Genomic DNA, 13,136 nt, shown 5'->3' with positions numbered 1-13,136 from the left:
CCCTCGCGCAAAGCGTTGCGGCTGCCCCGGCCAAGTCGAAGAAGGCCGCCTAACATCATCGATCCGCAATCTTAAGGAGAAGGGGAGTATATGAAGAGAGAACCGATCAAGTTCAGCGCGATGGCCATACGGGTTGACCCCATGAAGATCGACCAACGCAGCCATGGTGGCAGCCACTTCGGAGTCTGGCAGCTGCGGTTTGTGAACGTCAGCAAGGGTGTAGAGCAAATCGACTACCCGGATCGCTACACGCGCACTGGACGCGCCTTTCAGGACCTTGCCTTCCGCGTGCAGTGGGAGCGGGATGCGAAGGTCAAGGGGACCTACGCCCACACCCTCTACTACGACGGTGCCAAAGTCGAAGAGGTGGCTGTCGCTCAGGCTCACCTGGACATGATGAAGAAGATTCGCAGTGTACAGGACAATGGACTATGTGGCCCAAGACGTTCGGCGAGTTCGTCACGATGTTGCTCAAGGGCCTCGGTATCAAGACCTATATCACCGTCGGAGAGGCCAAGAGCAACACCCCCTGGCGCTTGATCGACGACCACCACCATCACGCGCATCAGGTCGACGACACACTGGTTCAGCTGATCGACAGCTGCATCGACAAGACCTATTTTCCTGAAGAAAGGCAAAAAGAGGCTTCGTAATAGTCCACAATCGGCACCGTGCCGGTCAGGGAGACGATCCGCTGATAATCAGGCTGAATTCCCGTATAAAGTCCTGATTGTTTTTGCTGTGCTGAACCCGCCACTAACCCAATCAGAGGTGGACGGCCTACCCCCAGCACACTCAGCTAATCTAAATTGCGGCATCAACTACAAGCCCGGCACAAGCGCCGGGCTTTCGTGTGTGTGTCGAAGCCGCCAGCAGTGAGCGGGAATCACGGCGGAAAGTAGAAGCGATGGCAGAAGACAGAGAGCAGCATATCGAACTGGGGATGACGCGGCCCGGCACTGGCGGTCAGCAAGAAACGGCGCTGCTAGAACTGAAGACGGGGAAGCCCTACGGCCGCGGGATAGCATCAGACGCTCGGGTGGTCTGGGGATATCCAGGAGGCTTTAGTCACGCCTTTGGCGTCGGAACAAAAGGCGACTTCTCGACGACCTTGCTAAAGCGTCCAGGTATTGCCACACAGAAGGCGATCGACAAACAGCATGCCGAAGTCTTCACACCAGCCAAGATCGAAGAACTGAAAACGCTTGCTGTCGCGCACTACGCCGGCGACGAAGTAGCAGCTTAGACCCAACCGCCAGCCGTGAGCGGGAAATCACGGCAAAGGATTTGACAATGATGGAAGTTCAAGTGAGTACGAATGCGGAGGGAACGGGCGATTCGCAGCTGTGGGGAGGCTACGCCGAGAGCATCATCAAAGATCCCGAATTTTATGACGCTTTGGAGCTTCACGGCGTCCGCAACATCCTGGAAGACGAGTATGCCGCCGCAGGAAAGGGATACAACGCGACGACCGAGGGCACCCAGTGCGAGGTCGACGACGAGAATCCGCAGTTCTTCAGTATCTACGCGCACATGTACGACGGCGGAGTCGAGTGCATCGGGGATTTTGAGACTTACCACGCCGCAGCCGCATACGGTATGGAAATCGCCACAGAGTACGGTTGGCCGCTCTACACCTACAGCGCGACCAATGGCAAAGAGGAGACGCGCAACGATGAGAGCGCGATTGTACAGTGGACACACTTCGGGATGTCTACCGCGTCGTTCCGCGAACTGGTTGGTCCTAACAACGTCCGCGACGGAGTCATGAAGAACTGGTCGCTACTCACCTCAGAAGCTAAGGAAGCAATCAAGGCGAAGCGCATCGAAGTCGTTGCGGAAGGCCTCAAGTTGGCACACGAAGCCGATCAGAAAGACGCAGTGCGGAGCGTTGAGGCTGCCAAGGTGCCAGCCTTGGGTGTGTTCGACCTTACCCCGGAGAGCGTGAAGACGCCGGAAGGAGCCGCGAAGGTCGACGCAGCTCTCAAGGCATGGGAAGAGACACACGCCAACGTTGCGAACGAGGCCGGAGCCTTTATTCTTCGCCACGAGGATGCAATAGCCAAAGCTCTTAGCGGTGAAGGCTACGACTCCGAGTGCGTGGAGGATTTGAAGGAAGTATGCGAACTTATCCGCGACCGCGAGAACAAACAGGAAGCCTTTCTGCGCGCTCTCGCCGCTACAGCCCCAGCCCCGCAAAACTGGGGTTTCCTCATGCCTTCGGTAGATCGCCGCGAGCTCTAACCCCATCCCCAGCCCCCATGAAAGGTACCGGCCTTGCTTGGCCGTTTTTTTGCTCATAATGCCTCAACAGCCAATCCAGCCCCTCCTTCAGCCCAAAGGTTCCCGCCTCTGCGGCCAAGTCTGCCTTGCCATGATCACCGGCCTCTCCGTCGAAGAAATCATCAAGGAAGTTGGCCATTCCAAGGGAACCAAGACAAAAACGCTCGCGAGGGTTCTGCGCAATCGCGGCTACAGCGTGCCAAATCGACTACGGCGGATCAACCCACCCGCAAACTATGCCATCGCCAAGCAGCCTCACAAGAGAGGAAAAAGTTGGCACTGGGTACTTCTCTGGGAAGGCAACAGATACGACCCAGCCGGACCCGGCAGCCCCAGCTACGGGTCCAGACTGTCGTCCTACCTACCAATCATTCCGCCGTCGGAATAAACATCGAAGAAAGGCCCTTGATTGAGCAACTGCGGAATAGCAGAACCTATTACAGGGGCCTTTCCGATGCCAAGAACGAATACGACTTTCGTCTCGTGATGGATTATTCCGTCACCGATGAGATCAACAGCACAAGCTACGACCAACTCGACCGTTTTCAACTCGATTAACGAATAGCCGCCCTCGCATCGTGCGACGGCAGAAAGAGGAGGACAAAATGTTTCTCTCTAATTTTCTGAGTTCCCTTTTCTCCGTCGCACAGCCGCCTTCGCGGCCGGTCACGATGTATGTACGCGAGTGGCGGGAGCCCGACGCAATCTACGTGCAGGATCCAATCGGCGGACTTGACCAACGTCATCCCGGAAGCTTCGCCTGGAACATGGTGCTTCCGGACCCAACCGACTTCCTTTCGGACGTTCTGTCCTGCTTCTGACCTGAACTGCTTCGCAGCCTTGGGAGAAAAACTATGCCTGATCCAACATTCAAGTGGTATTGCAGCTATCGAGATGAGGTCGAATACAAAGTTCACTGTCACGCAGCGGTGCGAAGTCTTGAGGCGTACCGTTGCCAGCCCGACATGCTCGATCACATCCGCAAGGATTTCAATGGTGACGCCGATGAGTTCGAGCGAACGGTTGTTGCGCGTCAAGGCGGGGTGATTATCAGGTTCTCGGACCTGCCGGGCTACCCACGGTGGACACCCGAGTTTTACCGAGCCTTCACAGAATGGCTCATCTCCGACCACGCAGCCGCAGATGCAGATTGGAAGGCCACCTGCGCCCGCATGGGGCATGCATACGAGCCGTCGAAAATGGCCCCGATTCCACGCCCCATTTATTGGGACGAGGAGCAACGGACCTACCTCACGGAACCGTGGTTTGAGGTCGCAGATCATGGAGTGAACATGCCGCCGCCCCAAGGGTGCAACCTCGATTCCCAAATACCCCTAGCGCGTTAGCCTGACAAAGAACCATATGCTACCTTGTCCATGTCTCCAATTCATACAGATTAGGATGAAGTCATATGGCTCGCTGTCAGGCCTACAACGAGGATCGTAGCTGGATCGCCATCTTATTTGCCACCTACGCGACTAAGAATTGCCAAAAAGAGGCGACCCGTACCTGTCGCTGCAAGAAGGAAGTTTGCAGGGAGCACAGTTACAGTTGTGAGTCCTGCGGTATCGAGTGCTGCAAACTGTGTTTAAACCCAGATTCCGGTCTTTGCGGCGCACCTGGCTGCGGGTGGGATTGATTCTGAACTTAGTTTAGAGTATGAACCGCAACAGCCCGAGGTCCTTGAGGACTTCGGGCTTTTTTGTTTTTGGAGGACGCTTCAGTTGCCAAATCCAGCAATTCAACTCGTCGAGAACCGCCGCGATCGCTCTATCTGCGAGACGAAATCCCGGTATGACGTGCTCCTTCATGGGGTGAAGTTCGATCAGTTGTACTTCAACGTGACCGGGTACGTGGGTTATCTTCCAACACCGGACGGTGCCAAACTCAATATCGGCGAGAAGGGCATCTCGGTGTTTCGCCGTGAAATTTCTTCACTGAACCGAGAGTTTGCCGCAGCAGCTCACAAAACTGCGAAGTGAACTCGCTTTCAAAACCTGGCGGCCTCTCTCGGGTCGCTTCTCATACCACAACAAAGGAAACCGCCATGTTCAAAGAACTGTCGCCTATTCTGGCGACCAGAGGCATGATTCTTACGCTCGGAACGGTCAAAGACGACCGCATCCGCGTCACCGTGACCCCGCGTCCGAAGGGCAAAGACGATCCGAAGGAGCTTTCGCAACCGTTCGTCGTCGAAGGTACTGCTGAGGAGCTAGACGCCGAGCTTCCAAAGGCGATCGAAACGTATGCGTGCGCGATCCTGACGCTCGAGCGTTCCCTGCAGCAGTTGAAGGAAAACACCGACGCTGCTTTGGCCGAGGCCAAGAAAGAGGCGGACAAGAAGGTTGCCGAGGCCAAGAACAAGAACAAGCCTGCCTCGAAGACCACGACAAAGGTTGAAGCGAAGCCAGAGCCGCCCAGCGCTCCCGCGCCGCCGAGCCTTTTCGACACTCCCGCAGAGGGAAACGGTGAGGCACAGCCGGCGACACCTGCGGTCGCAGCCGAAACCACCGCCACTACGGATGATTCCGACCCGGAACCTGACAACGACCCTGACGGATCGGACGATGACTCGGACGACACCGACGACACCAGCGATGAAGTCGGTGACGTGTCGGTGCAGGGCAATAACATTCCTGTGTCGACACCGCCGGCAGCAATTCCCATCTCGCAACCAAGCATGTTTGACAGCCCCCGCGATGAAGAAGCGGAGATTTTAGAGGAGGCATTCGGTCATGGCCCTGAAAACAGTCTCATTGCCGCGTAACTTTTACCTCGACGGAAGAAAGCTCCCCTCTCCTGATGAGAGCTTCTCGATCGAAGAGGTGCGAAACCACTATTCCGGCATTTATCCGGAACTCAACAACTCCTCCTATACGGAAGAGATCACCGAAACCGAGCACATGGTGACATTCTCGGCATCTGTCGGCCACAAGGGCTGAGCGGATGCCAGCCCCACTCCGTAAGTCCGATTCAAAGACCCAGAAGCTCCTGCAGGCCGAGTTTGAGCGACTCAGCCGGCAGGAGCGCACCCCAAACGAATTGATGATCGAAAGGTTTCTCCAATGCCCAGAGGCACAAAAGTGCTCCAAAATCACGGCCTCTCTCATCGGGCGTCAAAGGTACGTCGATCGTCCGATCCCGACACCCAGCGCCTTGCTACCCTGGCTGCAATGACAATGGCTCGGCAGAGGCCGAGCCTTGTCCTTCCTTCCCTGTCGGGTATACCAACCTCCTACACTCACACCACAGGAGCGGACTCCGCACTCGCTGCCGCCAACAGTATTTCGAAACTCGGCCTTGGATCGATTGAGTTGTGGAAACGCCATAACGGGAATCTGTCCCTCTTCATCAAGAGTTCCATCAATCAGTGGCTCGCGGAACTCGGGTCGTCCGAACTGAACAACATCGTCACTATCGACTTTGCCATAGTCGATGAACTTCAAGGGCTTGAGCTGAAGAAGAAAGGCGATCTCTTCATCCTGCTCGAAACGTCGGACGGCTGCGGATTCCTCTGCATCGGTGCTCTTTTGGAACAGCTTGAGAACGCACATGCTGGTTTAGGCAGGGCCTTCTACATAGTCCTTCTAAGCACCATGAATGGGTGGCTGGATGTCTACGACCAGAACAACGCCGTATATTTCTTCGATCGATGGCAAGAGTCGATCGAGATGGACCTTGATGTGGAGTCAGGGCAGACTTTCGTGCAGTATTGTGCCGACAATGAAATCAATTTTCCCAACGTCGAGGAAGCTCAGCCACATTTCGTTAGGGATGTGAACTTCCGAAAAGAGGCGACCAGAATTCACCTTTCTGTCGATCTTCTCAAGAAGCATCGGAGCGGAAAGTTCGCAAACTTCATTGAACCGGTTCTTGCGATGAAGGAGATCCGATATCTCAAACGTGTTCCCGCTAATCTAGACATCGACTACGCCTGGGACGACAATTGCCCTCTGCCAAATTGAGCGGTCGCCTTCGACAAACACGATCCTATAACTCAGGCGTTTGACGAAGAGAGTCAGAGCTATAACGAAGTGACACATGCCCCGACCTGGGTTGACTCGTTCGATCCAACTTCTGTGACAGATGTGCACCGCGTTCTGAACTATGTTCGGAGCTTTCTGTTCGTCAACCAACAGGTGGCAAGGCTCTGCAATGCCATCGAGAAAGGCAATTTCAGTGCAAGCTCAAGTGCAACTGAGTTCATCGAAGAGCTTCGAGCTGCGTGAAGCCCTGCTCGTGTACAGCGGCGGTTCAGCTCATCATGTAAGTGGGCCGAACACGTTCGTAACCAAACACAGCGTTCGCAGTTCTGAGAGTGGCGCGCCGTCCCTCGGCCCTGGTGCGCCCATCGGAATAGAGGACATTCTCGAACTGATCAAGGAACTGCGTGGTGTAGTGCCGGTAGAGTTCCTGCCGGATAACGTCCTCGTTCGCACCCAGGAGTCGATTGTCTGGTGGACCCCATCGGCAATTCGGCCCATGTTTTATGCCGTGGAAAAAGGCGTCGAATTGAAGCAGTTGTCCGGCAAACAATTCCCTCAACCTCCCCTTGTCTTTCGCGCCCAAGTCGGCAGTCTCGATGTGCGGGCGCTTGAGATCAACGAGCGGCCTACCCCGAAAGCCAACCTATTCAGGGCTCCTTATTGGAACGTGAACGATCAGGGTAGTGTCTGTCTCGGGTCAACGAAGGTGCCTCGAGAGGCTTCCGTGGAGTCGATCGCAAAGTGGGAGAAAGCCTTTTTCCAGAGCGAATTCACACACTCCAACTCCGCCAAGAAGCTGACTGAACATCCGGGAGGCTTCATGGGTCTGTGGAAGTCGCTTGTAGGTAAGAAAACCTTTCCGGTGCAACACCTGGCGAGTGCAGGTCAGACGTTGGGACAGTTCATCCAGAGTTAGCCGTTGAGATGCCTTTGCGGTGTCGGCGGCTGGCATAGCCAATGAGAAGCCGCACAGGCGGTTTGAGGACGGTTTATGACCAGTGAGAAGAAGAGTGAAATTTCAGAGGCGATTTCCGCCGCATCTGCGCAACTGATCGAAGCTTTGAAGGCAGGCAAGAGCGAAGCTTTGACGCGCTACCTTGAAGTGATGGGCCGATTTCGGACCTACTCCTTCCATAATGTTTTACTCATCGCGTCGCAGAGACTGGTGACATAGTGCTATACCTCGCTGGAGTCAATAGAATTAGGGGTTTGCGCATTGCTCGTTGCGATCAATGGAGTGCCGGCCTCGTGCGTCGGGAATACAGGTCTCCTTGCGGTAACAACATGCTGCGCATGCTTCTTCGTACTGGCGCTGCCGATTACGACGATAGGCCAACCGCCTCAGGATAGAAACTACGGCGCCTCTCCACAACCTAAAGCGAGTGCACGAATCCAATTCGTTACCTCCGTGGAATTGAGCTAGAGGTGAACCTCCGGGAGGGAGGATTATTTCGATATTGGCTGCTCGCCCTTTGCAGACGACGATGCTTTGGAGAATCGTTGGACAATATGGTGAATATAGCCGTCGCGATCGAAGGCATTCGTTGGGATCGAACCGATGTATTGCACTCGGCCACCCTGATCCGTCACAACCGCAAATGGAAAATCCTTCGCTCCAAGGGCGTCTAAAGTCGCCGATGGAACAATCAGCGTCGGTGTTCCCTCGAGATCCTTCAAGCGCGCTTCGCGAGATGGTTCTGATGGATCATCGGGTTGTGTCTCCATCATCAGTCCATACGCATGAATCCTCGCCTCAGCCTCATTTGAGTTGAAGGCGCTGAGCGTTTTCAACATCCTTCTGCATTGTCCGCACCAGTCAGGAAACAACAGCAGTACCGTCGAGGCCCGGAGGTCTCGGTTGAATCTGGCCTTTGCCGCGACAGAAAGGAAAGATCGGGAGACATTCACGCTTGGCAGGTGTTTGCCAAGCAGCGAATACCGAGTATTCCCCAAGTCGATAATCTTTTGGCTCTCAGAGTCGATAGAGGTCAGTCCGGAGAGCGCCGTCTTCAGTTGATGGATAGTGAATTCTGCATCGTGCTCCTTCCCGGCGTAGCGTTGTAGGAATGCTAGTTGGAGCCCTATCTCGTAGAGTGTTCCGATTCTCATCGCGGCCTCGCCATGAGTGTCCTTTAATGGACCACCATTGCTTAGAGCCGTAATCAGAGAAGCCTGCTGCTCACTGGCGAGCTCGAGAGCTTGTTCATCGAAACTGCGTTCGAGGTAGGTGGTCAAGTACCAGAAGGATTGAGCAACAACAGGGTCGTAAGGCAGTTCGTGAAGCATATCCCTTGCGGTTGTGACAGCGTGAGCGGTGTCATCTGTGTGGATGAGCGCATCGATGCTCATTGCGTATGAATGTGCCCGATGCATCTCACTCCCACTTGCCACGTATCTTGCCGCGGCTACGTTTGTAGCGGACCAATCCTGGCCTAGGGCGCAGAGGCGTACAAGGTCGTATAGATCATCCCCGGAATAGTCCTCCGGCACTGCTTGCGAACATGCTTCCTTGGCCTTGTGCATCCCCGCCGCGAGTGCCGAGAGTTCGGCGTCAGACCAGTTGTCTAGAGAATTTCTCACGATATCCAGTGGACGCATCGCTTCTTGATAGCTTTGTCCCGGGCGTCGAAGGCTGCTCTCGTTTGGTGAAGGCTGCGGAGGTACAGTGGTCTGTCCCAGCAATGGTCCATCTATTCCATATACACCAAGGATTAGCGCGACCACACAGCAATACTTCGCCACAACCCTATTCCTTGGCATAATTCCACTCCCGCATCGGCTGAGGATCCTTTGGTGACGACTGGCTAAGACAGATATGACAATCCCGCTGATCTCGTAGGTGTCGACTTCTTATTCGGCTCGGAGCGCGTGAATTGGGTCGACGCTTGCCGCCCGGCGAGCCGGTAAATATGCAGCGGCCAGCCCACCACTAAGGAGCAAGAGAGTCACTGCTCCCATCGTCCAGGGGTCATGTGGCTCGATGCCATAGAGGAATGTCCTTAACAGAAGGCTTGAGAGATAGGCAAGGATCAATCCCACGACCGACCCTGTGAGCAGCATCCAGCTCGCCTGCCGCAGGACCAGCCACATCACTTCGCCGCGCTGCGCCCCTAAGGCGATTCGGAGCCCCAACTCCTTGGTCCGCTGTGTGACGAGATAAGCGAGCAATCCGTAGATCCCGGCCACGCATAGCAATAGTGCCGCACCGCCAAAGATCTCCAGCAATCTCGCAGCAAGGTGTTGGCTGCCGTACGAGTCCTCAACCACCTGGTCCATAGTCGTAAAGTTGCTGGCCGCCAACTCCGGACTCGCGTTTCGCAACAACTCGCGTAGCTCAGGAACAATCGAAGCAGAACTGCGCTCTGTCCGCACGGCTAAATCCATCGCCATTCCTGTCGCGCCTTCGTAAAAGGAACTGTCAGGCGTGATCTGCGGAAGACAAACCTCAATCTCCGGCTGGGACTGTTCGGCGATGGACACCTGACGCGCGTCGTCGAGCACGCCAACGACAACAGCGCGCCTCTCTTTGTTGTAATTGAGAAGCGTCTCGCCCAGGATCCTCCCCGGGTCCTGATCGTCTCCGAAATACTCCTTCACGAACGCACGATTCACCACCACGACCGGCTGCGAGCTGGGCGTATCTCCCTCATTGAAGAATCGCCCCTTCAGCATGCGGAAACCGAATACCTTTTGCATGTCCGGCCCCACTGCGCGAAACCGCGATTGCATCTCCCGTCGTCGCACATCGACTGCACTCTTTCCTTCAGTTGAAAACGTAAAGATCATCTGAAAGGTCTTGCCCAGCGGCACCTCCGTCATCAATGTGGCGCTCTGCACTCCGGGCAAGTGTTGCACCCGCTCTAGCAAAGGCTGGTAGAGCTCCGCGGTCATATCTCTTCCTGCGAACTTGTATGCGGGGATGCTCATGTTAGCAACGATCACATGATCGGTTCGGAACCCCAGAGGCACATGCTTCAGCGCATAGATCGTGCGTAGCAGCAGCCCGCATCCAACCAGCAACGTAAGCGACATTGCAATCTCCGCCACCACCAGCAGAGCGCGCATTCGAAATTGTGTTCTCCCCGCTCCACTCTGCGAACCACTCTGACGCAGCGCAGGTTCGATGGCTGTTTTAGCTGCTGCAATAGCGGGCCACGCCGATGACACCAGCGCGCTGACCACCGTTAGTGCAAACAAGACACCGACAACAGAAAGATTCGGCGTCATTTTTGTATAGATATGAAACTGCGTCGTCAAACCGTGCTCGAACAGTCTCAGAGTCAGCGTGGCCAAACCAACTCCCAACAGCGAAGCGGCTCCGCTCAGCACAAGCCCTTCGATCAGAAGCTGCTGCACGATACGCCACCGGCTTGCCCCCAATGCTCCACGCACGGCAATCTCCCGCTGCCTGGCCGTCGCTCGTGCCAGCAAGAGGCTCGTCACATTCACGCAGGCAATCAGCCACAACACGCCCGCTGCACCAAACAGGGCCAGAAGTGACTTTCTCACATCTCCCTTCACCAGCGAATCGCCATATCGCTGCACCTGGACCGAAGTGACCTGTTCGCGATCATAGGGGTCTGTGTACGCCTTAGCCACTTCCGCCTGGATGACTTTCAGCTCTTCTTCTGCGGCATCTACTCTGACTCCAGGCCCCAATCGCGCAATCACTTGATAGTTCGTCCCATGTTTTGTCCGCACCTTGTCCGCATCGGCAAGCACAGCTGGAGTCCACACCACCGGGCTCGCTCCGCCGAAAGGAAAAGTAAAGCCGCGCGGCATGACTCCCACTACCTCATACGAGACCCCGCTGACCTTCACTGGCTTGCCCAGAATCTTCGGATCGTTCCCGAAAACAGTCCGCCACACTGCGTCGCTTAGCAGGATCGTGTGTGCATCATCCGCCTGCACAGCCCCGCTGTCCGGCTGCACCTCAAAAGAGCGGCCCATCGTTGGGTACACCCCTAATGTCGCGAACAGGTTTCCACTTATCTTCGTAGCATTGACCTGTATCGAACCGGTATTTCCTTCCAGGAAAGACAGATGCCCAATGTTTGCATTGGCCTCATAAAATGCAAGGTCTCTCAGGTTATGACTGCGCTCCCGCCACTGTTGCAGATCGAGAAAAGGCGCTCCCAAACCAAGGGGCCCCTTCTTGCCTGTCTCTTTGATCCCAACCAGCTCACGCGCATTTGCATACGGCAGTGGCCGTAACAGGACACGATCGACGACGGTAAACATCGCAGCCGTTGCACCCAAACCAAGCGCAAGCGTTCCGATAACCGTGATCGTGAACGCCGGAGACCTCCGCAACTGCCGCAGTGCATACTTCAGATCCTGTCCCAGACGCTCCAGCCAAACCGATCCCCACATCTCGCGCGTCACATCTTTGACCAGCGCGACATTCCCAAGCTCCCGCATCGCTCCGCTCCGCGCCAGTTCTGCTGGCTCGCCTCGGTCCCTGCGATCTTGAATCGCCATCTGAAGATGAGCCTGAATCTCCTCCTCAAGCTCGTCTTTGCGCTTGGCCAATGACTTAGGCAAGAAACTCACGCACCCCCTCCTTTCGGCTCAGGACCAACAATCAACCCGATTGCTTCTACGATCTGCTGCCAGCGGCTGAGATCAGAGGCTAGTTGCTTCTTACCAGAGGCGGTGACGCGGTAGTACTTGGCACGTTGGTTGCTCTCGGTCTGCTTCCACTCCGAGGTTACCCAGCCCTGGCGCTCTAGCCGATGGAGGGCCGGGTACAAAGAGCCTGTTTCGACCTGAAGAACGTCCCCAGAACGAGTCCTAAGCACCTGCACAATGCCATAACCGTGCTGAGAACCCCACTGCAATGTCTGCAGGATGAGCATATCTAGCGTCCCTTGCAGCAGCTCGATCCGGTTCTTGTACTTGTCTTTTGCAACCATAGCTGTAGGCAATCTACTCCAATTGGCCGTAGATCGTCTACTGCATTCAGTTTGGAATAGATCGTCCGGCGGGATGCGGACCTTCTGTTTGTGGGCCTCCATGGCGCGCTGGCGCAACAGGCTAATCTCAAACTCGCTCATAGTGCCCTTGAGACCAAGCAGAAGGCGGTCGTTGAGTAAACTGGGATCGTAGATGCCGTCGTGATCGATGACCAGCGTGCCGGCCATGGCACAGAGATCGATCAGATGATGCCAGTCGCGGTTGTTCCGGGCGAGACGGGATGCTTCAAGCGCCAGTACGGCACCTACCTTGCCTGAGCACACCGCCGCGAGCAGTCGGCCGAATCCGGGACGCTCGACGGAGCCGGTTCCAGAGCGGCCAAGGTCGTCATCGATGACAATGACCCGCTGAAAGCCAAGAGCCTGCGCCCGCTCCCTGAGATCGTACTGACGACGCTGACCCTCCAGGTGGTTGCGAACCTGGCTCATCGACGACTGGCGGGTGTAAACGCAGGCCCTCCCGTTCAGTGTGACTCGACTGAATCTTCTCGCTCATCGCTTTTCTCCTTGTTGTTGGCTGCTATGTTGGTCGCCGCTGCCAGAAGCATGTGGCTTAGCAACTCGAGGCAACGCTGTTCGGCTGCTTGGGGAAGTTCCGGCTTCGGTGGAATCTCCCAGAGAAGAACTCTCTGGCGTGGATGGCTCAAAGGATGCACCTCCTGGCGAAGATGCTTCTAACACTACCGAGACTGACGGCGGAGAATGCTGTTGTTGTGAATCGACCAGTTCGCGCAGAGCCAGAAGAGCGGAGATCGCCAATGTGGGACGTTCAACCATCTCGACCTCACGGCAGATATCCTCGTCGAGCATCCACTCGGGAACAAGGAGCTGTGCTCCGTTGGGAAAAGCCACCTGTACCTGGTGGTGTACGAAGGAGGAACACCTCCGTACC

General features: G+C 55.8%; 16 protein-coding genes. 12 read left to right on the top strand and 4 right to left on the bottom strand.

Annotated elements, in window-relative coordinates; all coding sequences use genetic code 11:
* Nucleotides 1-90 precede the first annotated feature (90 nt).
* From BDD14_RS30835 to BDD14_RS30780, 12 genes are all read left to right on the top strand, one after another.
* Nucleotides 91-540 carry a hypothetical protein gene (locus BDD14_RS30835; protein ID WP_130425373.1) on the top strand — a complete coding sequence of 150 codons (450 nt, stop codon included), beginning with the start codon at nt 91-93 and terminating at the stop codon, nt 538-540.
* Between the two features lie 367 nt (nt 541-907).
* Nucleotides 908-1,246: a hypothetical protein gene (locus BDD14_RS30825; protein ID WP_130425369.1), complete on the top strand. Its 339-nt coding sequence runs from the start codon at nt 908-910 to the stop codon at nt 1,244-1,246.
* Nucleotides 1,247-1,293: 47 nt separating this feature from the next.
* The gene (locus tag BDD14_RS30820) at nt 1,294-2,244 is read left to right on the top strand and encodes a hypothetical protein (RefSeq protein ID WP_130425367.1); all 951 of its coding nucleotides are present in this window, start codon (nt 1,294-1,296) and stop codon (nt 2,242-2,244) included.
* A 444-nt stretch (nt 2,245-2,688) separates the two neighbouring features.
* Nucleotides 2,689-2,841: a hypothetical protein gene (locus BDD14_RS32225; RefSeq protein ID WP_165420453.1), complete on the top strand. Its 153-nt coding sequence runs from the start codon at nt 2,689-2,691 to the stop codon at nt 2,839-2,841.
* A 47-nt stretch (nt 2,842-2,888) separates the two neighbouring features.
* A complete protein-coding gene (locus tag BDD14_RS30815) occupies nt 2,889-3,104 on the top strand; it encodes a hypothetical protein (protein ID WP_130425365.1) in 216 nt (71 codons plus the stop codon).
* Nucleotides 3,105-3,137: 33 nt separating this feature from the next.
* Nucleotides 3,138-3,629 carry a hypothetical protein gene (locus BDD14_RS30810; RefSeq protein ID WP_130425363.1) on the top strand — a complete coding sequence of 164 codons (492 nt, stop codon included), beginning with the start codon at nt 3,138-3,140 and terminating at the stop codon, nt 3,627-3,629.
* A 378-nt stretch (nt 3,630-4,007) separates the two neighbouring features.
* The gene (locus BDD14_RS30805; protein ID WP_130425361.1) at nt 4,008-4,265 is read left to right on the top strand and encodes a hypothetical protein; all 258 of its coding nucleotides are present in this window, start codon (nt 4,008-4,010) and stop codon (nt 4,263-4,265) included.
* 65 nt (nt 4,266-4,330) lie between these two features.
* Nucleotides 4,331-5,050, top strand: a complete 720-nt coding sequence (locus tag BDD14_RS30800) for a PRTRC system protein E (protein ID WP_130425359.1) — start codon at nt 4,331-4,333, stop codon at nt 5,048-5,050.
* Nucleotides 5,019-5,225, top strand: a complete 207-nt coding sequence (locus BDD14_RS30795; protein WP_130425357.1) for a PRTRC system protein C — start codon at nt 5,019-5,021, stop codon at nt 5,223-5,225. Before BDD14_RS30800 ends, BDD14_RS30795 begins: the two co-directional genes overlap by 32 nt.
* Before the next feature lie 123 nt (nt 5,226-5,348).
* Nucleotides 5,349-6,248: a hypothetical protein gene (locus BDD14_RS30790; RefSeq protein WP_130425355.1), complete on the top strand. Its 900-nt coding sequence runs from the start codon at nt 5,349-5,351 to the stop codon at nt 6,246-6,248.
* 214 nt (nt 6,249-6,462) lie between these two features.
* Nucleotides 6,463-7,185: a PRTRC system protein B gene (locus tag BDD14_RS30785; protein WP_207231950.1), complete on the top strand. Its 723-nt coding sequence runs from the start codon at nt 6,463-6,465 to the stop codon at nt 7,183-7,185.
* A 75-nt stretch (nt 7,186-7,260) separates the two neighbouring features.
* Nucleotides 7,261-7,443 carry a hypothetical protein gene (locus tag BDD14_RS30780; RefSeq protein ID WP_130425350.1) on the top strand — a complete coding sequence of 61 codons (183 nt, stop codon included), beginning with the start codon at nt 7,261-7,263 and terminating at the stop codon, nt 7,441-7,443.
* 272 nt (nt 7,444-7,715) lie between these two features.
* Here the strand turns inward: BDD14_RS30780 and BDD14_RS30775 are convergent, their stop codons facing one another.
* The 4 genes from BDD14_RS30775 to BDD14_RS30755 all read right to left on the bottom strand — a co-directional run bounded on the left by BDD14_RS30775 (nt 7,716) and on the right by BDD14_RS30755 (nt 12,891).
* Nucleotides 7,716-8,849 (bottom strand): hypothetical protein, encoded by a 1,134-nt coding sequence (locus BDD14_RS30775; RefSeq protein ID WP_130425348.1) that lies wholly within the window; start codon nt 8,847-8,849, stop codon nt 7,716-7,718.
* Nucleotides 8,850-9,119: 270 nt separating this feature from the next.
* Complete coding sequence (locus BDD14_RS30770) at nt 9,120-11,822, bottom strand: ABC transporter permease (protein ID WP_130425346.1); 2,703 nt, start codon at nt 11,820-11,822, stop codon at nt 9,120-9,122.
* Nucleotides 11,819-12,712 carry a PadR family transcriptional regulator gene (locus BDD14_RS34080; RefSeq protein ID WP_341273351.1) on the bottom strand — a complete coding sequence of 298 codons (894 nt, stop codon included), beginning with the start codon at nt 12,710-12,712 and terminating at the stop codon, nt 11,819-11,821. Before BDD14_RS34080 ends, BDD14_RS30770 begins: the two co-directional genes overlap by 4 nt.
* Complete coding sequence (locus BDD14_RS30755) at nt 12,709-12,891, bottom strand: hypothetical protein (protein WP_130425344.1); 183 nt, start codon at nt 12,889-12,891, stop codon at nt 12,709-12,711. The genes BDD14_RS34080 and BDD14_RS30755 overlap by 4 nt, the downstream gene beginning before the upstream one ends.
* Nucleotides 12,892-13,136: the final 245 nt, after the last annotated feature.

It is taken from the genome of Edaphobacter modestus (genome assembly GCF_004217555.1).
GTDB classification, from domain to species: Bacteria; Acidobacteriota; Terriglobia; order Terriglobales; family Acidobacteriaceae; genus Edaphobacter; species Edaphobacter modestus.
The sequence above is the reverse complement of the archived record's forward strand: the minus strand, read 5'-3'. Positions and strand labels throughout refer to the sequence as shown.